The 21,253-nt window shown below is 40.9% G+C and carries 20 protein-coding genes and 1 pseudogene; 12 read left to right on the top strand and 9 right to left on the bottom strand.

Features of this window, described 5'->3' with window-relative positions:
* Window positions 1-40: 40 nt before the first annotated feature.
* From H6G76_RS29500 to H6G76_RS29510, 3 genes are all read right to left on the bottom strand, one after another.
* Window positions 41-916, bottom strand: coding sequence for a DUF5895 domain-containing protein (locus H6G76_RS29500; protein WP_190709024.1), 876 nt, complete (start codon window positions 914-916; stop codon window positions 41-43).
* A 607-nt stretch (window positions 917-1,523) separates the two neighbouring features.
* Window positions 1,524-2,117 (bottom strand): pentapeptide repeat-containing protein, encoded by a 594-nt coding sequence (locus H6G76_RS29505; protein ID WP_190708986.1) that lies wholly within the window; start codon window positions 2,115-2,117, stop codon window positions 1,524-1,526.
* Window positions 2,118-2,328: 211 nt separating this feature from the next.
* The gene (locus H6G76_RS29510) at window positions 2,329-2,622 is read right to left on the bottom strand and encodes a hypothetical protein (protein WP_190708988.1); all 294 of its coding nucleotides are present in this window, start codon (window positions 2,620-2,622) and stop codon (window positions 2,329-2,331) included.
* 208 nt (window positions 2,623-2,830) lie between these two features.
* Here H6G76_RS29510 and H6G76_RS29515 point away from each other — a divergent pair, with 208 nt between their 5' ends.
* Window positions 2,831-3,367, top strand: a complete 537-nt coding sequence (locus tag H6G76_RS29515) for a pentapeptide repeat-containing protein (RefSeq protein WP_190708990.1) — start codon at window positions 2,831-2,833, stop codon at window positions 3,365-3,367.
* 261 nt (window positions 3,368-3,628) lie between these two features.
* Here H6G76_RS29515 and H6G76_RS29520 read toward each other — a convergent pair whose 3' ends face one another.
* Window positions 3,629-4,435, bottom strand: coding sequence for a glutathione S-transferase family protein (locus H6G76_RS29520; protein WP_190708992.1), 807 nt, complete (start codon window positions 4,433-4,435; stop codon window positions 3,629-3,631).
* A 24-nt stretch (window positions 4,436-4,459) separates the two neighbouring features.
* Complete coding sequence (locus H6G76_RS29525; RefSeq protein ID WP_190709026.1) at window positions 4,460-5,596, bottom strand: cob(I)yrinic acid a,c-diamide adenosyltransferase; 1,137 nt, start codon at window positions 5,594-5,596, stop codon at window positions 4,460-4,462.
* A gap of 372 nt (window positions 5,597-5,968) precedes the next feature.
* Here H6G76_RS29525 and fraC point away from each other — a divergent pair, with 372 nt between their 5' ends.
* The 6 genes from fraC to H6G76_RS29555 all read left to right on the top strand — a co-directional run bounded on the left by fraC (window position 5,969) and on the right by H6G76_RS29555 (window position 11,034).
* Window positions 5,969-6,511, top strand: a complete 543-nt coding sequence (gene fraC, locus H6G76_RS29530; RefSeq protein WP_190708994.1) for a filament integrity protein FraC — start codon at window positions 5,969-5,971, stop codon at window positions 6,509-6,511.
* Between the two features lie 54 nt (window positions 6,512-6,565).
* The gene (fraD, locus tag H6G76_RS29535) at window positions 6,566-7,600 is read left to right on the top strand and encodes a septal junction protein FraD (protein WP_190708996.1); all 1,035 of its coding nucleotides are present in this window, start codon (window positions 6,566-6,568) and stop codon (window positions 7,598-7,600) included.
* A gap of 194 nt (window positions 7,601-7,794) precedes the next feature.
* Window positions 7,795-8,565: an ABC transporter permease gene (locus H6G76_RS29540; RefSeq protein WP_190708998.1), complete on the top strand. Its 771-nt coding sequence runs from the start codon at window positions 7,795-7,797 to the stop codon at window positions 8,563-8,565.
* A gap of 112 nt (window positions 8,566-8,677) precedes the next feature.
* Window positions 8,678-9,652: a cysteine synthase A gene (locus H6G76_RS29545; RefSeq protein ID WP_190709000.1), complete on the top strand. Its 975-nt coding sequence runs from the start codon at window positions 8,678-8,680 to the stop codon at window positions 9,650-9,652.
* Window positions 9,653-9,782: 130 nt separating this feature from the next.
* Window positions 9,783-10,115 carry a ferredoxin gene (locus tag H6G76_RS29550; RefSeq protein ID WP_190709002.1) on the top strand — a complete coding sequence of 111 codons (333 nt, stop codon included), beginning with the start codon at window positions 9,783-9,785 and terminating at the stop codon, window positions 10,113-10,115.
* 55 nt (window positions 10,116-10,170) lie between these two features.
* The gene (locus H6G76_RS29555; RefSeq protein ID WP_190709004.1) at window positions 10,171-11,034 is read left to right on the top strand and encodes a DUF5331 domain-containing protein; all 864 of its coding nucleotides are present in this window, start codon (window positions 10,171-10,173) and stop codon (window positions 11,032-11,034) included.
* A 150-nt stretch (window positions 11,035-11,184) separates the two neighbouring features.
* Here the strand turns inward: H6G76_RS29555 and H6G76_RS29560 are convergent, their stop codons facing one another.
* Window positions 11,185-12,174 carry a folate-binding protein YgfZ gene (locus H6G76_RS29560; RefSeq protein ID WP_190709005.1) on the bottom strand — a complete coding sequence of 330 codons (990 nt, stop codon included), beginning with the start codon at window positions 12,172-12,174 and terminating at the stop codon, window positions 11,185-11,187.
* A gap of 654 nt (window positions 12,175-12,828) precedes the next feature.
* On the opposite strand from H6G76_RS29560, the gene H6G76_RS29565 reads away from it, so the two are divergent.
* Complete coding sequence (locus H6G76_RS29565; protein ID WP_190709007.1) at window positions 12,829-13,434, top strand: VCBS repeat-containing protein; 606 nt, start codon at window positions 12,829-12,831, stop codon at window positions 13,432-13,434.
* 287 nt (window positions 13,435-13,721) lie between these two features.
* Here H6G76_RS29565 and H6G76_RS29570 read toward each other — a convergent pair whose 3' ends face one another.
* The 3 genes from H6G76_RS29570 to xth all read right to left on the bottom strand — a co-directional run bounded on the left by H6G76_RS29570 (window position 13,722) and on the right by xth (window position 17,036).
* Window positions 13,722-15,218: an HlyD family efflux transporter periplasmic adaptor subunit gene (locus tag H6G76_RS29570; RefSeq protein ID WP_190709009.1), complete on the bottom strand. Its 1,497-nt coding sequence runs from the start codon at window positions 15,216-15,218 to the stop codon at window positions 13,722-13,724.
* Window positions 15,219-15,300: 82 nt separating this feature from the next.
* Window positions 15,301-16,176, bottom strand: a complete 876-nt coding sequence (locus H6G76_RS29575) for an SDR family oxidoreductase (RefSeq protein ID WP_190709010.1) — start codon at window positions 16,174-16,176, stop codon at window positions 15,301-15,303.
* 77 nt (window positions 16,177-16,253) lie between these two features.
* Window positions 16,254-17,036 (bottom strand): exodeoxyribonuclease III, encoded by a 783-nt coding sequence (gene xth / locus H6G76_RS29580; protein ID WP_190709013.1) that lies wholly within the window; start codon window positions 17,034-17,036, stop codon window positions 16,254-16,256.
* 470 nt (window positions 17,037-17,506) lie between these two features.
* Here xth and H6G76_RS29585 point away from each other — a divergent pair.
* The 4 genes and pseudogenes from H6G76_RS29585 to H6G76_RS29600 form a co-directional block, all read left to right on the top strand.
* Window positions 17,507-17,698, top strand: a pseudogene (locus tag H6G76_RS29585) (glycosyltransferase family 4 protein); the annotation flags it as partial.
* Between the two features lie 132 nt (window positions 17,699-17,830).
* On the top strand, window positions 17,831-18,016 hold the full coding sequence (locus H6G76_RS29590) for a hypothetical protein (RefSeq protein ID WP_190709015.1): 186 nt from the start codon (window positions 17,831-17,833) through the stop codon (window positions 18,014-18,016).
* Between the two features lie 476 nt (window positions 18,017-18,492).
* A complete protein-coding gene (locus tag H6G76_RS29595; protein ID WP_190709017.1) occupies window positions 18,493-19,515 on the top strand; it encodes an alcohol dehydrogenase catalytic domain-containing protein in 1,023 nt (340 codons plus the stop codon).
* A 239-nt stretch (window positions 19,516-19,754) separates the two neighbouring features.
* Window positions 19,755-21,128: a DUF2252 domain-containing protein gene (locus H6G76_RS29600; protein WP_190709019.1), complete on the top strand. Its 1,374-nt coding sequence runs from the start codon at window positions 19,755-19,757 to the stop codon at window positions 21,126-21,128.
* The last annotated feature ends 125 nt before the right edge of the window (window positions 21,129-21,253 follow it).

Below are 21,253 nucleotides of genomic sequence, written 5' to 3' on the forward strand. Positions count from 1 at the left end.
GCCTCGTTTCCTCTTCCCACTTCCCACTCAGCACTCCCACCTAATATGGTGGATAAGCAAAATCATCTTCATCAGCATAAATGTAAGAACTAGAAACTCCTGCTGCGATCGGCATTTTGCTCGTAGTTTCTGTTCTTACAGGTTCCTTGCCAAACTCCTTGTACTCTTCAAAATATTTGCAAATAATTGCTGATTCTGGCGCATCAGAAGCAATCAGATATTGTGTCAAAGTTCCAACTGTCGGATGTTGATAATCTACAGTTGAAGCAACCAGCACCGTATTAGGTTCTATGCCTCTTTCTTCGCACTCAATGATTGGCGCAAAAATTCCATGTGCGTGAAATAATGGGCCTTTGGGTGTTACAGGTTGCTTACGATATACAGCATAAGCTCGCTCTAGTTCATAAACAAAACCACTAACAACTTTGCCTTGCTGAAATTCACAATAAGTTTTGCTAAAACTAGCTCCGGCTGCACCATTTAAAGTTAGTTGTAATGGTAATTCATGCAAAAACTTTTTCTTTTCATCTACTAAAAAAATTAAATAGCGAGTAAAAGTTTTAAACTTAAGTTTATCGGCTAAAAAAGCATCATAATTGTCTTTCAGCGTACCTAATTTAGTTCCAGTTTCTCGGTCTTTAACTGACAAAGGACCTCGGCGAACTATCACCAAACGTGGAGTAGTGGTGATAAAAACCGTTTCGACACCAGAGCTAAATTCATGCTCCACCTGCTGCCAATTTTCATCAGGCTGAAAACCCACAGCATTGGCATTATCTAGTTTAATGGCCAGACCATAAGGCTGCATACCATCAGTGCCATACCGAGGATTAATCATCTGACACCAGGGAATGACTTGAGAAGGGGGTGCGTTAAATTTCTCGTCCTCAAAGTCGAACTTAGCAGATGCTTTCATCGTTTTAGGCTGTAGGCGTGTTTTACTATACAAGTTTATCTTGATGCTGCGGATGCTGGGAATTGCTTTTCCCATTTGTACCATTCAAATGGTACATCACGCGCATTGTGAAGTAGATTTTAACAACCTTTTGCTTTTCCCGACAGTCTTAAGAAATTCGGTAAAATCTCGTCATGATTGATCATGCTCACCTGTTCAAAGAACTGCTTACTAACTTCTTCCCTGAGTTTATCGAACTCTTTTTTCCTGATATCAGACTAGAGCGTAGGTAGCAATTTATCTGTTCTCTAGCTTTAGAAATTTATGTAATGATGTTGCATCACTTCTTAGCAGCACATAGCTAAAATACTCGTCAAAGCTCTGAAGTAAGAAAATTTAATTCAGTATTTCTTACTTTGTTTATCTTGTCCAAGCGAAATCAATGCTTTTGAGAGCCTTTTCTTCGCATCTCTATTATGCAGTCGCTCCTCAGCCTGGGCGATCACTGCTTTTGTTTCGCAAGTCAGTTGCTCGGTCGAAATCAACGCGAACGCAATTGGCTGAGATTAAATAAATCTTTCCAAACTATTGCTTGATATTAGCATTCGTAGATGAATTATAGGCAAATCTAGCTACTTCTCAAACTACCATCTGGCATGATGGTGTCTTTGAGAATAGCCTCCGGGAAGTAAGCGTTTCTAGCATTCCTGAAATTAACATTGGTCAAATCAACTCCACCAAAGTGGGTGTTAGTCAAAGTAGCTTTGATGAAGCTGGCACTAGTGAGATTAGCACTAGTGAAGGAAGCATCAGAGGCAATAACTCTGTCCAATTTAGCTCCACTCAAATTAGCACGAAGGAAATCAGCGTGGAAGATATTTGCTCCACTCAGGTTTGCCCCGCTCAGGTTGCTACCCATGAACAAGAAATAGTTCAAATCCAGCTTCGACAAATTGGCATGACAGAGAATCAAGCCTTGGCAGTACATCCGAATGGCTCTCAAATTGGAACCTCGGAAATCTACCCCACTCAAATTAGTTCCACGCAAACACCCTTCCTTAACACCTGGGCGCATGATAGGGTCGCCGGACTTATCGAACCTAGCCTCTTTGCTCTCATCCCGCTCGTACTCATCGAAGACCAGGTGGATCTTTCTAAAATCCCGCTCGCCATCAGCATAACGTTGCAGCAGTTCTTCCCAAATCATTGTTTTCAAAGTCATAATTTGATTTCTACTTGGCACAATTGTGGGAACCATTAACGAGCAATCAAGGTATGCGGTCGCTCCTCATATAATTAGGTAGCCATTATGGTTTTACAGTGGCTAGTTATTTGATTTTCTTACTTTTTACTTACCAGTTAAAGACACGTTTTAGAAGTAATTTTCGCCAAAAATATTCTTATTACGTGATGTACCATCCCTTAGTTTGTACCTAACTTTCATACATAACAGTTGGCTGTCCTGTGATGGTTGCTAAACGATTACTGATTGATGTAACAATTGCAAAAGCTGTTTCTTCTGTTATGATACCCGACTCAAAAACAACATGAATGCCGTGCATTTCATAGGAAAATGAGACTTCACAGCCACAAACTTCAATATGGCAAACATCACGCCCCTCAATTATTTTTGATGGATAGTCAAGCGGTTGATATATTTCGCAACTAACATTTTCTGGGAAAATAAACCATCCACCAGCCTGTGGCTGGATATTAAATTCCAGCATATACTTAGTAATTTTCTTACTTATAGTAAAATATTATACTTTTATTCTTAATCTTCGACCTTTTAGCTCAATGTCGTAATTCCCATATATGACGACATCCAACGGCGATCGCTCATGTAGGTTAGTTTAGAACTAAATACTTTACTGTAAGTGCTTTTAAATTCATACTGTCCTAAGTAAACACCAGATTAACATCATTAAAATAGTTATGGTATGGAGAATCACTACTGATAAATTGTTGGAGCGTTATAAAGCTGGAGAGCGTAACTTTAATGGGATTGAGTTGATTCGTATCGTTGGCGAAATGGGTGAAAGAGATGGGATTGATGGTCAGATTACTGGACTTGAAGGTGCTGATTTGCGGGGTATTAGCTTGCGGGGAGCTAATCTTGAAAAAGTCAATTTGAGTGGGGCTGATTTGACTGGAGCCGATCTGTTCGGTGCTTATTTGGGTGGGGCTGGTTTGGTAAAAACGATTCTGAAAGATGCCAATTTATTCTCCGCGAATCTAACTTGGGCTACTCTGAGTGGAGCTGATTTAACTGGAGCCAATTTGAGCCAGGTGAATGCGAGTAGTGCTGTTTTCATCGGTGCTACCATAGGCTATTTTGAATATGCTGTTTTGATTGATACCAACTTTCAAGGGGCTATCGGTATGCTTATCAATGGACATTTCAACATTATTTGGGATACTACTATGCCCGACGGCACTGTTGAGAAAGGCCCCTACTGTAAGTGGAAATAGTTCTGATTCTGTTGCAGTCGTAAAAAGAGCAGGTTCGATAATATTGTTTTTTGTCTTAATATCTACGAAACTACGAGCCTCCGCAAATCTGAAAGCCGCGACCGAGCAAGGAAGTTATGCGGTAATGGCTCTCAAATGTCCTGCCCTGTCTAGCTTTTAACTTCAAATTAAGAAAGAAAATTCTCTATGTTGCTTAAAAGCTACTCGCCTAGCCATCAACAAAATTCTTTTTTGTTCCTCTGCGTCTATGCGTGAGAAAAATTATTTCCCTAAATCACTAAAAAACTGCTGATGCATACGCTCATAATGCTGACAGAGGTTATCTAATTGCAGTACATAATCAACGATTGGATGTCCCAAGGGAGGCTTAATTAAATTACCTACATAAGCATAAGCAGTTGCATCTACAGTTGTAGGTTTATCTCCCATAAAATATGGTTTGTCAGCTAAAAAATCTGAAAGTGCTTGAAAATCAGCAGTAATAATTTGATAAACTTCTTGATCGCTATGACGACCCATGCCGTGATTGTAGAGTTGAGTGCAAGCAATGTTGTAAACTTCTTCAACAATCGCTTGACATTCTTCTGCTGAAACACTTCCAATCATGGCATTAAATAAGACTTCACGGTAAACTTGCCAATTTTCTGGTACTTGATAACGGATGTAAACTTCTCCCCAGTAGATATTCTCTTTAATCATCCGGCGAAAAGCTAAGGAAATGGCTCGCTCAATAGGTGTTAAGTCTGCATCTAAATCTATTCCAGCTTCAGACTTAAACATCTCAATGATTAAGGTAGAATCACCTATGAGCTTTCCTTGGTATTCAATAAACGGAATTTTGCCTTTGGGGGCGATTTCTAAATTAACTGCTGTATCAGTTTGATAATCCAGCTTGGCCATGCGAAACCAAGTTTCCAACTTCATGCAAGCTGGACTAAAGCTGGGTAGTCCCCACAAAGGCGGTGCTGTGTATAAAGTAATCACTTGTTCTTGGTGGTAAATATAGTTGTAAACATCATCAAAATACCACCAACCAATATTGCGATCGCCAATCCGCCTGTTACCCAATCTAAAACATTAGTATTATCCATCTTAAAAATCTACTCCGCGTTTGAGTTCGACACCTTGATTTGCATAGTGTTTGTGGCAGTATACCTCAGAGTGAATACTAGCTAAATCAAAGTAAGCTGGTTGCTGTTGACAACGCCCAGTAATAATAATTTCGGTGTCGCGGGGTTTGCGGAGTAAGGCTTGAACGATGGGTTCTACTGGCAGAAGTTCTAAATCTACAGTCGGGTTGAGTTCATCTAAGATGATGGTTTTATACAACCCAGATGCGATCGCAGTTTTGGCAATTTCCCAACCGCGTTCGGCTTCTACATAGTCTAATTCTTGGCGGGAATTGCGCCAAACAATGGCATCTCGACCACAACGTTGATGATCTACCACTTCCGGGTAAGATTGTTGCAATGCTGCGATCGCTGCGTCTTCTGTATAACCGCTACCACCTTTAAGCCATTGCATAATTAACACGCGGGTAGAACCAGGATGGTTAATACCTCTACCAATTGCCTGTAATGCTTTACCCAAAGCACTAGTAGATTTACCTTTACCTGCACCTGTATAAATTTCTATCCCCTCAAGTAATAGCTGTTTAGCTGTGGGGTGGTGTTGGGGTTTCATTTCCGAGTGTAAATCTGCAATATCGAGCAACTTTGCTGGTGCGCCGCGTCCTGTGGCAATGATTTCCAATTCCTGGGGTTTAGATTGTAATGTTCGCACCACTTCATCTACTGGTAGCAAACCCAAATCTAGAACTGGGTTGAGTTCATCTAAGACTACTACCGAATATAAACCAGAAGCGATCGCACCTTTAGCTACATCCCAACCCCGCAATGCTTCTGCACGGTCATAAGCTGTTATTTCTTCTGGGCCAAAAAATTCCGCTCTCCCAGTCCGTACTTGATCTATTAAATGTGGAAAACCACGCTGCAAAGCTGCGATCGCTCCATCTTCATCATAATCACGTTCCGGCCCTTTTAAAAACCGCAGCAGTAATACGCGATTAGAATTGCTTGGTGCATTTATCCCCAAGCCAATCGAGCGCAAAACTACCCCTAAAGCCGCTTGAGATTTACCTTTGCCCAAACCGTCATATACGTGAATTTGACCTGTAAGCCGTTCAGAACGCGCTTGCGCCGTGCGAATACCGATGCCGTTCCTTGTCATCTCTCGAAAACCTGTAACTTGGGAGTCTTTAATCTTATAGCAGGGAACAGGTGACAGGGAACAGGTGATAGGCAATAGGTGATAGGCAATAGGCAATAGGAATAGATTTGTTTGCATCTTATTGAGGGTTGTGATGCAATACCTTTGGGTTAAGATATCTCTTCATTGAGACAGATCAGGTGCGGAGGGACTGAGGGGAAGTCTGCTCCCTGGCTTGCTCTCACAAGTAGTTTGTAAATCAAATAGGCTTGCTATATTAACAGAGTAAATAGAGGTATACTGGCACACCAAGATGGCAAATAGCGATCGCCACCCATTAGCCTGATTATCCCAACTCTATCCTCTCTAGTTACACCTTACCATTGAATCTCTATGTTTGATAATTGGACTCTACCCAGACTTCTACCCCTTGGCGTAATCTTATTTAACCTTTTATTTGTATTGGTTGCCATTCCTATAGAAGCTTATGTTTTTAACATCAGGCTCAAGTTTGATAAAAAAACCAGTATCTTTTATGCAATAGGCACTAATCTTTTTTCTGGCACTCTTGGCTGGATTATATTTTTTTACTTAGAACCGTTTTTGCCAATAGGCTTAAAATCAGAACTAATTAATTTTGTATTTTTTAATAGTTTTATTTCAGCCAATACCCAAGGAACGTTAATCATAACCACTTTTATTATTTTCTTTTTAACTTTTTTACTGAAATTTTTACTATTACAGCTTTTTGTATTTACCTTGAGTGAAGATGGTTGGAAAAAGCCAGAAATAACTACTACATCTCAGCGACGACAATGGCGACGTGCAGCGGGTGGCGTAAGATTGCAAGCTACAAATTTAGTAATTACAACATTAATTGCTAATTCTCTCAGTTACACTGCTATTACAATTATTTTGTTAATTCGCAATAGGTAGTTATTAAATTTTCCGCACTATCAATTGGCAGATATCAATTTTTTGGAGGTAAAAATGAACGTTTTATTCAAAGATTTATTTGGGTTGTTTAAATTTACTGAAGATATTTACGCCCGAATTAGAAAAATTTTAGTGCCGCCCCAAGCTTATGCTTGGCAAACTTTGATTTATTTAAGTGTATTTTCTGGGTTTTTATCATACTTTGCTACAGGTTATATCAGAGATACAATTGCATTTTTTGGTTGGTTGTTTTTAATTGCTGGAACAGCTTGGTACACAACTGATGATCCTGTGAGAGTGCCTGGCACCTATATGCCAGTCGGTGCAGTAATTACAGGTTTTTTGGTGAGTGTTTTTGCTTTTGGTAATCAACAGGATGTAATTACGCCAAGAACTATCGTACTTTGGCCAACAATTTCGGCTTTGATTACAGCAATTCCCGAATTTATTGAAGGTAACGATACTAGCTCAAAAGCTCAAATTCCTAAACCAGAAGCTAGACAAAGAATCATCATTTTGGTTGGTAGTTGTATGCTTCTTAGCTGCTGGTTACAATTTTATTATGTGACAGACAAATGGTTAACAGAATATCCCAGTTTACTATCTGAGAATTTTCAGCGTAGTGCCTTTGTTAGAAGAACAGATATTGTGACAGAAAAGGTTCCAAGAAATGGAGTTTTGATTTTAGATAAACTCCAACCCATAGTAGAACAACAAATAGACGGCAAACCTTGGTCACAAGTCGAAAAATGGCTCAAGGATGTTGACGTTAATGTCACTAATTTGGGTCGAGGAGTTATTGAAAAAAACTTAGGCGCATACGAAGAAAAAGCTCTATGGCGTGTGGAACCACGGGTAGATAATATTAAATCAACTGGCTATAAATTAGATTTACTCAGTATTTGGCTAGGGCCAACTGCTAGAAAGCAAGGATATTATTTTATAAAAACTTGCCGAATTGACCCAATAGCAATCTCTACTAAACAGCGAATTACTAACGCTAATCCAGAGGACAAAATCGCAGTCGGAGAAATACAATGCGATCGCGTGACTAGATTCGTTGCTTCTCTACCTCCACCACGGCGGTAAGTTGTTAAGCACCTAATTTGCAGTTTAGACCGCAAGGGGGCAAGGGAGCAGAGGAGCAGAGGAGAGGGTTTGAGTATTTTCAAGAGAAGAACTTGTAGGCGCAATAGCTTACGGGATGAGGATTAGGGAAAATAAGGAAGACAAGGGAGACAAGGGGGAGTTACAAATGACTATTGACTAATGACTAATAACCAATGCGAACTTTTGTAATTGCGAAAAATGTATTTCAGGAAGTAGTACGCGATCGCATTTTATATGTGATTGGATTTTATACACTACTGCTAGCAGTAGCGTGGCGAGTACTGCCAGAATTTGCCGCCACTACTGAAAATAAAATGTTTTTAGACTTTGGCATAGTGGCAATGAGTATTATTACTCTAATTGTTGCTGTGTTTGTTGGTACAGGACTGGTTAAAAAAGAAATTGATAAGCGCACTATTTTGCTGTTAATTGCTAAACCAGTCAGCCGCAGCGAAATTATCTCTGGTAAATTTTTAGGTTTGTCAGCTGTAATAGCTGTGTTAATAGGCGCAATGACAACTATTTATTTAGTGTTTTTGCAACTAGCCAATATTCCTCATCCAACTTTGAGTCTTTTAATTGCGGCAATTTTTCTATTCTTACAGTTAGCTTTAATGACGGCTGTGGCTATTACCTTGGGAGTGTTTACCAATTCTTTGTTAGCAATTACTTTAACGTTTGCAGTTTACTTAATGGGTAACATTACTCAAGACTTAGTTAACTTGGGACGTTTGAGCCAAAATCCCGTAATGGAACGGATAACTCAAGGTTTATATCTAGTTGTGCCAGACTTATCGCGCTTAGATTTAAAAAATGATGCCGTTTATGGTTGGCACGCCCTACCTAATGCCACTGTATTGATGACAAATGCTGGCTATGGCTTACTTTACAGCATGATGTTATTGGCGATCGCTAGTTTTATCTTCTCTAAGTGCGAGTTTTAATTAATTCCGCGTTATAAAAATGTAAAAGTCCAAAAAATCTATGTAGAAGCCGTAAATCCTACAGCCGCTATAAGCCAAAATTTTTATAGGCAAGAATTCAAGAAGATGGAAAATGGATATCAAAAACGGCTTCATCGGCGCTGTAGGTAATACACCCTTAATTCGCTTAAACAGCTTTAGCGAAGAAACAGGATGCGAAATCTTAGCGAAAGCAGAGTTTCTCAACCCTGGCGGTTCTGTCAAAGACCGAGCCGCATTATATATTATTCAAGATGCGGAAGAAAAAGGTCTACTTAAACCCGGTGGTACTGTAGTTGAAGGTACTGCTGGTAACACTGGTATTGGACTGGCGCATATTTGCAACGCCAAAGGCTATAAATGTCTGATTATTATTCCTAATACTCAGTCCCAAGAAAAAATCGATGCCCTAACAGCACTGGGAGCGGAAGTCCGTCCTGTCCCTGCTGTACCTTACAAAGACCCGAATAACTACGTCAAACTATCGGGTAGAATTGCCTCTGAGTTAGAAAATGCAATTTGGGCAAATCAGTTTGATAATTTAGCCAACCGCCGCGCTCACTACGAAACCACAGGCCCAGAAATTTGGACACAAACAGATGGTAAAATAGACGGATGGGTGGCGGCAACTGGTACAGGTGGAACCTTTGCTGGTGTAGCGATGTACCTAAAAGAAAAAAATCCAGCGATTAAATGTGTTGTTGCCGATCCTCTCGGTAGTGGGCTTTATAGCTATATCAAAACTGGCGAAATTCACCTAGAAGGTAATTCCATCACCGAGGGCATTGGTAACAGCCGCATTACAGCAAATATGGAAGGCGCGCCTGCTGATGATGCCATCCAAATAGATGACACAGAAGCTTTGCGAGTCGTTTACCAACTGCTACGGAAAGACGGGCTACTTATGGGAGGTTCGACAGGTATTAATGTTGCCGGGGCAGTTGCTTTAGCAAAACAATTAGGCCCAGGTCATACCATTGTCACCATCCTTTGTGATAGTGGTTCTCGCTATCAATCACGGATATTCAACCGTGAATGGCTGGCTTCTAAAGGGTTGTCAGTAGATTAATTAACTCCTGTTGAGAGAGGGAACAGGCAATAAGCAATAGGCAATAGGTAACAGTAAGATTTTTCATCAAGATGCTTGTTTCTATTTCCTGTTCCTTGTTTCCTGCCCCTTTTTAAAGCACAAAACATAAATGTCAAACGTAACTCAACCATCAAATTTAGCATCCAGCGACGAAGTACCCACTTACAGGTGCGTGCGCGTATGCCAAAATCGCACCTGTAAAAAGCAAGGCGCAGCTAAGGTATTAGAGGCTTTTGCAACGTTGCCAGTTCCAGATGTGACGGTAACAGCTAGCGGCTGTTTGGGGCAATGCGGTAACGGGCCGATGGTGTTGGTTTTGCCTGATATGGTCTGGTATAGCGGCGTTACACCAAATGAAATACCTCTATTGGTAGAACAACATTTGCTATGTGGTGAAAGAGTCAAGCAGATGCTTTATTATCGGTTTCATCCCCAAGGATAAAACCGAATTTTTAATATCCAGGTCTGCACTATTTTTGACTCAAGCGAGGCATCCGATGAATATTCAGCAGCTACGTCAATCCTTAAAAATGAAGTGGCTGAATTACTACAAACAAAATCGTCCCTGGCTAGTAAAAATGCGAGTTTGGGCGACTTATAATGGCTTGCGCCGACCATCATCTGGTTTTATTTTGGCTACTTTATCTGTTTTAGAGCCAGAGTTTGACCAAGTGTTAGCTTTTATGATGGATCTGAATAATAATCCCGATGCGATAGTCACCGCTTTGGGTCTTAACTTCAACCCCGATGAGGAGTTGCCGTTAACAAACTTAGATAATTCTTTGGCGATAAATCAAAGTCAAAACGAGCCTTTAGCAGTGACGCGTCTAGAGGAAGAACCAGTGCGTATGCAGTCCACTGTTACCAAGATTATTCCTCAACCTCTAGCCACGCTGCCAAATACAGAAAAAACTCCTTCTGATTTACCCAAGCCTTTACCAGCGTTTGCAGTTGCTACTAAAGTTAACCTCCTATCTTCTGCAAAGAGATCACGTTCTGTTCCGCTAGCCACAGGTGTATTACTTCAAACCAAACCAGTGCGTTCGCTAGCCTTAACAACTACACTTCCCAGCAACGGTAAAACTCTGGCATTAGCAATAGAAATTCCTGGCAATAGCAAATTATTCAGTAGGCGCACAATAGCTACCGAGACATCGCCTGCGAACGTGCCTGAAATCCCAAACCAAGTTAATACCTTATCATCACTACCTGTAAATCTTGAGATGCCTAATAATGGCAAACTAGAGAAGTTACAACCACAAAACCCACCTAATAAAAATAAGTCATTTCCTCACACTAATGCCCGTAGTTTAGCTTCTTGGGTTGATGAGTTTTGTCAAGGTAAAGCCTGGGAACAGTGAACAGTTAACAGTTAACAGTTAACAGTTAACAGCAAGTATTTATTAAATGCTATGGTTAGTGACTGTTAACCATCACCAATGCCTAACACCCTATTATTAGGGATAGCCCAAGGATCAACACATCACTGATAACTGTTTACTGCTAACTGTTTACTGATTGGGATATTCATGAGAAACAAAGGGAATTTCGACAATTTCACCTTCCACTTCTCCCACTTGCACCTTTAAACCTACACCACCAGCTTTTGTGCGGATATAACCCAGCCCAAAATGACCATCTGTGGTTGTTGTATAACTAGTGAGTTTGCCAATTTTTTCGTCTCCAAGAGCGATCGCACTCCCAACTTCCGCAGGTGCATTGAGGCGAATACCCCAAAGGTATTGTTTTACACCTTTATATGTATTCAACCGCGCAATAGTTTCTTGACCGATATAGCAACCTTTGCTAAAAGAAATAGTCTGCCATAAACCAACTTCCAGGGGATTATAATCATCTGTCAGTTCTGCATCTGGTGTTGGTCTGCCTTGTAAAATTCGCAACGCTTCCCAGCCGCGATCGCTTAGTTCTACTGCCCCTAATTCTAAGATTTTCTCCCACACCTGCTGCTTATCTGCGGCTGGCAAAATCAGAGTATACCCAGGTGAAGCCAATCCACTTCCCACTGCAACTATTATTCCACCATTAATCAGGAGATGGTTGCCATCAGGTTGACCAATAATTGCGCTAGCACCCAACTTCTCGACAATAGCATCACTTCCAGGGCCGATGAGGCTGAAGGTTGCAGTTTCATTTGTCACATCTGTCAACTGAACTTTATCAGCAAAAAAAATGTAGCGGTCTAGCCATTGCATGATAGTTTCTCGACGGTTGTTTGAAACCAACAATAGTACCGCATCATCGAGAACATACGCACTTACTAAGTCAATCGTGCGGGCGGTAGATGTCACCATTACAGTATCACAGCCTTGCCCTGGCTTGAGACTCTGAAAATCGTTAGTGCTTTGGTTGTGTAAAAAGCGAATGCGGTCGTCATCAGAAACACGGATGCGTCCCCAAAAAGAGCGATCGCATACAGCAACTCCTTCTGTTACGGCTTGGATAGCTGCTGCGTCTTTACCGTCAATTGTAGATGTTGACATGATAGTGAAGAGTTGCCCTGTTTCAATGTTGGTGCATTGGAAATCTTAGCAAATCAAAGTTTACCGCTTCAACATTTTGACAAGGGATGTGATACCAATTGACAATGACGCTCGCAGGCTCGCTACCGCTTCGCTAACGTAATTAAAAAACTGGCGTTGCTGATTGAGGGAATTTTTCTCACGCAAAGGCGCAAAGGTACAAAGAACAAGAAAGGTAGTTTTGGTATTTCATACTTTGATTCAGCAACGCTTTCAGACTTTACATTTGTATCAGATTTTCCGTGAAATGGTGTGAGGGCGGAATTGTATGAAGAAAGGTTGCAATTTCAAGAGGCGAAAATCATTGTTAAACCAGCCTAGATAAAGGTTTAAAAGCTACAGATCTCCTAGAAGAATGAAAGACTTATTGGATGTTGATTGAGAATCACACTATCAAGGATTGTAAAATATTTGACTTATTCCAATCTAAATATAGAAAAATATTTGATTAAATCTATACCTATTAGGTATTGACTTAAATCCAGCGAAATAATAATTATCCTCGACCACCAGAGCAATTCTATTTTTTAACTCTTTGACAGAAACCTTTTCAAGCTGTGCGTGGGGATAAAATTTGTCTTCGCTATTTTTACCCGTATTTGAAGGAGGTTAATCATGTCTCAGATAAGCTATGGTAAAGTAGTTTTATCATTTTTCCTCAATACGACAATCATCGGCGCAATGGCGAATGTCGCTGTCGCACAAAATATAAATGGTTTTAACATAACCAACTATGGCATTGGTGATTTTGCAGGTTGGGCAACGGTTGGCGGCGTTATTCCGTTGACAGGTGATTTCAATAAAGATGGTCGCACAGATGTCGCACTACTAAATCAAAGCTCAGGCTGGACAACCATGCCAGTAGCATTTGCTCAGGGTAACGGTACATGGCAAATTACCAACTATAGCATTGGTGATTTTGCAGGTTGGGCAACGGTTGGCGGCGTTAGTCCGTTGACAGGTGATTTCAATAAAGATGGTCGTACAGATGTCGCACTACTAAATCAAAGCTCAGGCTGGACAACCATGCCAGTAGCATTTGCTCAGGGTAACGGTACATGGCAAATTACCAACTATAGCATTGGTGATTTTGCGGGTTGGGCAACGGTTGACGGCGTTAGTCCGTTGACAGGTGATTTCAATAAAGATGGTCGCACAGATGTCGTACTGCTGCGTCAGAACTCAGGCTGGACAACCATGCCAGTTGCATTCCCTAAGTAAGTGGAGTCTCATACCATTTCACGAAAAATATTATACAGATGTAAACCCTAAAATCCTTGCTGCATCTAGTTTTTTAATTGCGTTAGCGAGCCTGCGAGCGTCATTGTGAATTGGTATAAGACGGGGGCTGGTCTTACCTGTTCTCTGTTCCCAACTTTCTTAACTGAACAGTATTGGGGGTATGGGTTTCTCTCCTCTGCCCCCTGCCCCTTGTCCTGTTGTTGACTATCAACCGTCAATAGTCAACAACTCCTTGAAGTTCTTATGCAATAAATGTGTGTTTCAGCTTACCGCACAGAAAAGGCTTCGCTAAATCTACGTGTTACCGGCTCCATGATGAAAGTCAAAACCGACTTTTTACGAGTAACGATTTCTCCAGTCGCCGCCATCCCCGGAGTAAACACTACTTGTTGACCCCGCACATTTAATGAGTGTCGATTCAATTGGATTCTGGTCGGAAAAACTAAACCTAAATCTTTATCAACTACTGCATTAGGACTAACTTGCACAACTTGACCATCGATAGTGCCGAATTCCTGAAAAGGGAAAGTCGCCATTTTGACTTTTGTTTTCATCCCTGGACGAATGAAACCAATATCGCGGTTGAGAACTTTCACTTCTAACTGCAACTCTTCTCCATCTGGTAAAATCGAAAGTAATTCTTCACCTGCTTGTACTGGCCCTTTGGTGGCTTTGATTCTGTAAATTGTGCCTGCAACTGGGGCTTTAATAGTTTCTCCTTCTTGTTGCTTTTTAGCTTGTTCTAATTGACCAGATACATTAGTTAATTCTTCTTTACGCTTAGTCATCTGGGTCAAAATTTCGCTTTGACGTTCTGATGCTAAACGCTGGGCTTGATTCCGCGCCCCTTGAAAAGCTTCCTGGGCTTGGCGAACTTCTTGCGCTTGGGCTGCAATATCTTTTTCTAAGGAGGCGACACGATCTTGCGCTTCGGTGACTTTGTTAGTGGCGTTAGTCACTTCATCTTCTGATCTGGTAACGTCTGTATTGGCACGATTTAATCTTTCTTGGGCTTCTAAGTAATCAACTCTGGGTACAGCACCAGGATTAATTAAGGTGCGGAGTTTCTCTTCTCTATCTTGCGCGATCGCTAGACCTTGTTTAACTCTTTCTCGAATATTTTTCGCATTGTTGAGGTTAGCGTTGGCGTTAACTAAAGAACTTTTAGCAGCATTGAGATTTTCTTTCAATCGCGCCAAGCGCACTTTTGCTTGGTCGAGTGAGGCGCGTTGGCGATTTGCTTCTGCTTCGGCTGCGCCTTGACGTGCTTGAAAGTCTCGCACACGTGCAGTTAACAGTTCATCTTGCAGCTTTTCGCCTGTACTTGTACCGCCGACGCGTTCTGTATCTAAACGTTGGATATCTTCTTTAATTAGCTTGGCAGATTGATCTAAGCGGTTGACATCAGTTCTTTGCAAGTTGGGGTCGCGTTGAATTAAAACTTGGTTTTTAGTCACGCGATCGCCTTCTTTCACCTTCACCGCTACAATTGACCCATTACCTAGAGATGTGACTGGGCGCACTTGTGTAGAAGCAATTAATTCCCCTTGTGCAATCGCCACTTCATCAATTTCCGAGAAATTCGCCCAGGCGATCGTTCCAAATACAACTAAGCTGATTGTACCTGCCAACAATCTTGTATAAAGTGGAGGCAATTCTTGAACGGCCTTACCCAATTCATAAGAAAGTTGATCCTCTGGTTTAGCGAATCGCTGTTTTGTCTGACGTGCTTGAGCGGGATTTGCGACTAGGGGAGATTTCATAAGATTTTAGATTAGGGAATGGGGAGTGGGGAGTAGGGGCTAGGGACTTTTAGCCTCTAGCCTCTAACCCCTAGCCCCTGATTCAAACTGCTAAATAGCGTCTTAAAAAACTTTCTAAGGTTTCTAACTGAAAACCGAAAATCTTCTCTAATTTGGTTATTTCGTCTTTTGTACAAAAAAACTCGTTTGATAGCAATGTACGATAAGTACCCAAAGCTGTTTGTGTTTGGGGATTGAATAAACCTATTGCACTCCTTAAACCATCAATTACCAAAACAGGAGGATTAATCACTATCGGTTCTTTATTAAAAATCCGACCAAATATCCGAGGTATATCTTCTCGTTGCAAAATTTCCGGCCCCCCAACTGGTAATATTTGGTTTCGAGCCTCTGCAAATGTCACAGCATCCACTACAATTCTTGCTAAATCGTCTGTACTAACTATCGAGCTTCGGTTTTTGGGGTCGCCAATCAGCAAATATAAGCCTGTTTCACGAAATTGTTCTGCCAATGGCAGCAAGTTAGATGCTAATCCAGATGGGCGTAAAATAGTGTAATTTAAGCCACTATTTACCAAATATCTTTCTACTTCTCGTTTTGCCTTAAAAACGAGGGCATCTTCGTATCCTCGCTCAGATCCTAGTACAGAAATAAATACAAAGTGTTCTACTCCGTGGGCTTTTGCTTGGTCAATTAGTTCTATGTTGGCGCGGTAGTCGATGGATAGGCTATCACTACCAGAACCGTGGGTGCTGATAATATACTGGACACCTTGAGTAGCTTTTTCTATATCTTTTTCTCGATGCAAATCACCAATGAAGATATCTGCACCTCGGTGTTCTAACTCGCTGTAACGCGAAGTCAGCCGGACAAAAGCCCGTACTGATTTTTCTTGTTGGCGTAGAAGTCGCACAACTCGACGGCCGATTCCTCCCGTTGCTCCAGTTACCAAAAACATAGTAATTAAAGTATGAAGTATGAAGTGTGAAGTGTGAAGTGTGAAGGGTTTCTACACACTTCCTACTTCTATTTAATCTATAATTCCAAAATCACTGGTGCATGGTCACTAGGTTGGGTTAATTTTCTTGGCGCAACATCTATGATGCAGCTTTTGGCGCGTTCGTATAATTCTGGCGTGAGATAGTGATGGTCAATTCGCCAGCCTAAGTTCCGGGGAAAGGCGGCGGCGCGATAATCCCACCAACTGTAATGTCCACCTTCGGTTGTAAATTTGCGAAAAGCATCGGCAAAACCCAATTCTAAAATATCTCGTAGGGCTTGACGCTCTTCTGGACTGGACATTATATGAGTGTCTGCTTTCACTTTGTCGTGAATATCTATAGCTTCTAAGGCAATATTAAAGTCACCGCAGATGCAAATGGCAGTTTGTGATTGCAGAAGGAATTGTAAATACTTTCGGAGTACTGTTAACCAACGTAACTTATATTCATATTTCTCGCTGCCAATTGCTGAACCATTGGGAACATATAAGTTGACAATCCGAATTCCATCGATTACACCTGTAATGACTCGCTTTTGCTCATCCCATTCTGGTTCAAGCTGGGGCAAGATTGCGGTGAACCCGGCACTAACATCGGTAAGTGGTTGGCGTGAAATGAGGGCAACACCGTTATAAGCTTTCTGTCCACAGATGTAGAGGTTATAGCCTAATTGGGCAAACGGCGATCGCGGAAAATCAGCATCTACTACTTTTGTCTCTTGTAAACACAGCACATCTACAGGATTCTGGCTTAACCAATCAATTACCTGCTCTAGACGAGTGCGAATCGAATTAACATTCCAACTAACAATTTTCATTTAGCTAATTATCGAACTAATGCAGTATTTTCTCAGTTATCAAAATTTTAGTATTATTTAATCTTTATTCTATTGATTCTCTCTTTTGCTTAATTTTCCTCAGATTCAGGTTATTAGAAAATTGATCCCGTCTAATATTTTTAGTATTTGCGGCTACAAAACCTGTGGTTTTGTAAGTTTAGCTACAAAATATCCTATAGGTTTATGATCCCCAAGGTAGATGAAATTAAGGGAATGTGAGCTATATTTTATAAGTGTAGGCAATAAGTGGCTACAAAATAATTAATGGTCTAAAATGTATCGGCTGGCTTTTACCTTATTGTGAACAAGTGTTAACTAATATTGCACTTTTAAGACTCAATTAAGTTAATTGAAATCTTAAAAGAGTAAGTAAAAATGCTTTGTTCTCAAGAAAAGATGATATGAATCTTGAAGAGAGGGCAGCCTTACAGTCTGAACCAAAACAACTTATGAAAATCTCTCAGTTAGCCCGCTTACAGGAATCAGTTCCACCTCTAAATTCTGGAGGAATTGAACTGGTAGTGAGTTGCTTGAGCGATGAGTTAGTATGTCGAGGTTATGAAGTAACTTTGTTTGCCTCTGGTGATTCACAAACTCTGACTTTTATAGAAGCAGTTTATCCGCGTGCATTACGCTTAGACAACAAGTTTACGAACATATTATTAAAAACCGCATTAATCTAAACGGTTATATTCATGCGGCTAAATTCTGATTATAATCAACAACTTTTTACCTAAATTTAACATCAATTTTGTTCTGAGGAGGACATTGCAATGAGTATGAGAGCCAACACTTGCCCATGTTGCGGTGGTTCCGTGCTGCGTCATGTCCGTCATGGTGAGTTGTATTGGTTTTGCCTTTCTTGCCGACAAGAAGTACCACTGTTAACGGTTAATCGTTTAGTTAATGTGGACTCTCGAAACACAGGAATTCTTTCTCAACCAAAGGTTAATTCCTAAGTCTTGCAATTAAGTCATCAACTAATCTAAACACACCCGACGTTGACTAAGCCCCAATGGGGCGGGCGTGGGGTATCGACCAAAGAAGGGTGTAGGGTGTAGGGTGTAGGGGAAGAAGGACTGTTAAGTAATAGGACAGAAATATTTACACATTAGATTCTAGGCTTAATAAGGGTTTCAGGTCTAATGTTGGGTAATTAATTTTGTCTTACTACTTATGAGTAAACTAGTTTTGCGTTGCTCACGATTAATCTATCCCCCCGACACCCGACACCCTGTTCATAAAGACAGCCCCAACAACCTTTGGGACACAAGCCCTGCCCTTGAGGGTAATTGTGTTGGTAAGGGTTTTTGCCTCTTCCAACACCAACACCTTCCTTACACCCCACACCCTGCGCGCAGCGCATGACCAAATTATTCTCTGGCAGGCTCTACCTGATACAATCGGGTGGAGCTAATGAATTAGGTTAAAAGCTGTGTTAGCAGCCTTACTTTATGGTCGGGAAGATTTTCGGTTAGAGCAAGTAGCTGACCCCACACCCGCAGCTGGCGAAGTGGTAATTAAAGTGGGAGCAGCGACAACTTGCGGTACAGATTTGAAAGTTTGGCGGCGTGGTGGTCATGCCAAAATGTTAAAACCACCGACTTTGTTTGGTCATGAAGCAGCTGGACAAATTGTAGCTGTGGGTGCTGATGTGACAAACTGGCGAGTAGGCGATCGCGTCGTGGCAAATAATTCTGCGCCATGCATGGAATGCTTTTTTTGTCAACGCCAAGAGTATTCTTTATGTCCAAATTTGACCTGGAATAATGGCACATTTGCCGAATACCTAAAAATTCCGGCACCGATAGTCAAGCATAATTTGTTGCGGGTTCCCGATGAGTTGCCTTTAGAGTTGGCAGCAATGACGGAACCTTTAGCTTGTGTATTGCATGGAGTAGCTCGTTCTCATATTCAGCCCCAAGATAAAGTAGTGGTGTTAGGAGATGGGGCGATTGGGTTAATGTTCGTCGCCGCCTTAGCTGATACGGTGGAGGTATTACTCTGGGGAGGAAATGACCAAAGGCTAGAAATTGGGAAAAAATTGGGTGCAGTCCAAACCTTTAACTATCATCAAACTCCAGATATTCCTAGTGTAGTGAAAGAACTGACTCAAGGCTGGGGTGCAGATGTGGTGATTGAAGCAACGGGTGTACCCAGTGTATGGGAAAGTGCGATCGCCTGTGCGCGTCCTGGTGCAACAGTGAACTTATTTGGCGGTTGTCCAAGAGATACAACAATTACAGTGAATACAGAACAACTGCACTACAGCGAATTGACTTTAAAAGGCGTGTTTCACAATACTCCTGAATATGTGCGAAAGGCACTGGCATTAATTACAACTCGCAAAATACCTTTTGAATTACTCATCAGTGAAAAACGACCTTTACAAGATTTAGAACAGGTATTTTGTGATATGAAAGCGCGAAAAGTGATTAAAGTTGCACTAACTCCCTAAATAAGTAGAACGGCGTAAATGTGTAGGGAAATTGCGATCGCCTTCAACGATAATTTAGGTTGAAATCACACCGTCAACACTCATGATGGAATGTCACTAAAAAACTGGAGTATAGACTAATCTAAGTAGAGCAAATATCCTGACATTTAAAACTATAGGTTAAAGAATGGTTATGAGATAACTACTAGCTTTTAGGCTAATCTACAGTATAAATTAATTGACAAATTCTATCTGATTTTATGTTAAAAAAAATAGGTATAGTTGCTGCCCTGACAGTTGTAATTTTATGGTTTGATGCTAGGACTATTGCTGCAACTCCTCGTTCTAGTTGGGTAGAAAATGAAATTTATCAATACAATCATCAATTTGCTACTCAATTACCTCAAGAATTAGCAACAAAAATGCAAAAGATGGCGGTTAGTCCTTTTGCTTTTTATCGAGGGACTGCTCACATCTTTTATCGTGATATGCAGACATTACCAAGTTCAGCATTTGTCAATTCTGCAACAGGGGCTATTTGGTTGGAAGGTGATATGCATATGCAGAATCTTGGTGGAATGAGAGATAGCAATGGTAATAATGTATTTGATACTACCGATTTTGATGAAGGCTACCTTGGCCCTTACGTTTGGGACTTGCGCCGGATGGCTGTTTCAATTCTTTTAGCAGCTAAAGAAAATGGTATTAGCACTAGTGATGCTCAAGATGTTGTGCGGAATTTTTTAGATACTTACCTCAATAAAATGAGCGACTTCAAGGGAACTAATGACGAATTATCTTACCGATTAGAATCTAGTAATACAAACGGTATTGTTAACGATTTAATTCAACAAGCTGCTAGCAAAAGTCGTTCCAGCTTATTGAGCAAGTATACGCAAATCAATAGCAGTGGCGATCGCGTCTTCCAGACAAGCTCCCAACTTCAACCTCTATCTAGTAGCACCTACTCAAGTATTAGTAATGCGATGAGTAGTTATATAACTTCAATTCCTACCAGTAAACGCTACAGCAATAGCTACTACACTCTTAAAGATATTCGGCTAAAACTAGGTTCAGGAACTGGTAGTCTTGGCAGATATCGATATTACTTGCTCATTGAAGGCCCTAGTTCGGCAACTGACGACGATCGCATTTTAGAAATGAAACAAGAAACCACTAGTGCAGTAGCGATCGCTGCTCCCAGTTTATTATCGAGTTCTGTATATAGCAATAATGAAGGTACAAGAGTGACAATTGCTACAAAAGCAATGCTTGCTAATACAGATCCTTTAGTTGGCTATACTGTACTCAACAACCTTTTCTTTATGCTGCACGAGAAATCACCTTATCAAGAAGACTTTGATTATACATTACTCACAAGCAAAACCAAGTTCATGGATGCAATGGGGTATGCAGGCAAAGTCGTAGCTAAAAACCATGCTATTTCTGATAAAGATTACAATGATGCGCTTGTTCCTAATAGTGTGGATAAAGAAGTAACAGATATTGTTAGTGGTAACAAGGCTGCATTTAAAAATGAAATAGTCAACTTTGCTTTAGATTATGCAACTCAAGTTGAGTATGACTATGCAAGTTTTGTAGATGCGCTAAACCGGGGAGTACCACTCTATTAAGAATTTTGCCAAAAAGCTGTACAATAGACATCTCCAAAATAGTATCATTCTGTGATAAAAGAACATCAGAAAGCTTTTTTTACACAGAAAAATGTGCGACATACTGAACCACATTGAACAGAATC

Origin of the sequence: Nostoc sp. FACHB-152, from assembly GCF_014697475.1 — a bacterium.
GTDB lineage: Bacteria > Cyanobacteriota > Cyanobacteriia > Cyanobacteriales > Nostocaceae > Nostoc_B.

Bases quoted from the DNA above. Each gene is read 5' to 3' on its own strand.
- H6G76_RS29500 (WP_190709024.1), bottom strand. From the start codon at position 916: ATGAAAGCATCTGCTAAGTTCGACTTTGAGGACGAGAAATTTAACGCA.
- H6G76_RS29505 (WP_190708986.1), bottom strand. From the start codon at position 2,117: ATGACTTTGAAAACAATGATTTGGGAAGAACTGCTGCAACGTTATGCT.
- H6G76_RS29510 (WP_190708988.1), bottom strand. From the start codon at position 2,622: ATGCTGGAATTTAATATCCAGCCACAGGCTGGTGGATGGTTTATTTTC.
- H6G76_RS29515 (WP_190708990.1), top strand. From the start codon at position 2,831: ATGGTATGGAGAATCACTACTGATAAATTGTTGGAGCGTTATAAAGCT.
- H6G76_RS29525 (WP_190709026.1), bottom strand. From the start codon at position 5,596: ATGACAAGGAACGGCATCGGTATTCGCACGGCGCAAGCGCGTTCTGAA.
- fraC (WP_190708994.1), top strand. From the start codon at position 5,969: ATGTTTGATAATTGGACTCTACCCAGACTTCTACCCCTTGGCGTAATC.
- fraD (WP_190708996.1), top strand. From the start codon at position 6,566: ATGAACGTTTTATTCAAAGATTTATTTGGGTTGTTTAAATTTACTGAA.
- H6G76_RS29540 (WP_190708998.1), top strand. From the start codon at position 7,795: ATGCGAACTTTTGTAATTGCGAAAAATGTATTTCAGGAAGTAGTACGC.
- H6G76_RS29545 (WP_190709000.1), top strand. From the start codon at position 8,678: ATGGATATCAAAAACGGCTTCATCGGCGCTGTAGGTAATACACCCTTA.
- H6G76_RS29550 (WP_190709002.1), top strand. From the start codon at position 9,783: ATGTCAAACGTAACTCAACCATCAAATTTAGCATCCAGCGACGAAGTA.
- H6G76_RS29555 (WP_190709004.1), top strand. From the start codon at position 10,171: ATGAATATTCAGCAGCTACGTCAATCCTTAAAAATGAAGTGGCTGAAT.
- H6G76_RS29560 (WP_190709005.1), bottom strand. From the start codon at position 12,174: ATGTCAACATCTACAATTGACGGTAAAGACGCAGCAGCTATCCAAGCC.
- H6G76_RS29565 (WP_190709007.1), top strand. From the start codon at position 12,829: ATGTCTCAGATAAGCTATGGTAAAGTAGTTTTATCATTTTTCCTCAAT.
- H6G76_RS29570 (WP_190709009.1), bottom strand. From the start codon at position 15,218: ATGAAATCTCCCCTAGTCGCAAATCCCGCTCAAGCACGTCAGACAAAA.
- H6G76_RS29575 (WP_190709010.1), bottom strand. From the start codon at position 16,176: ATGTTTTTGGTAACTGGAGCAACGGGAGGAATCGGCCGTCGAGTTGTG.
- xth (WP_190709013.1), bottom strand. From the start codon at position 17,036: ATGAAAATTGTTAGTTGGAATGTTAATTCGATTCGCACTCGTCTAGAG.
- H6G76_RS29590 (WP_190709015.1), top strand. From the start codon at position 17,831: ATGAGTATGAGAGCCAACACTTGCCCATGTTGCGGTGGTTCCGTGCTG.
- H6G76_RS29600 (WP_190709019.1), top strand. From the start codon at position 19,755: ATGTTAAAAAAAATAGGTATAGTTGCTGCCCTGACAGTTGTAATTTTA.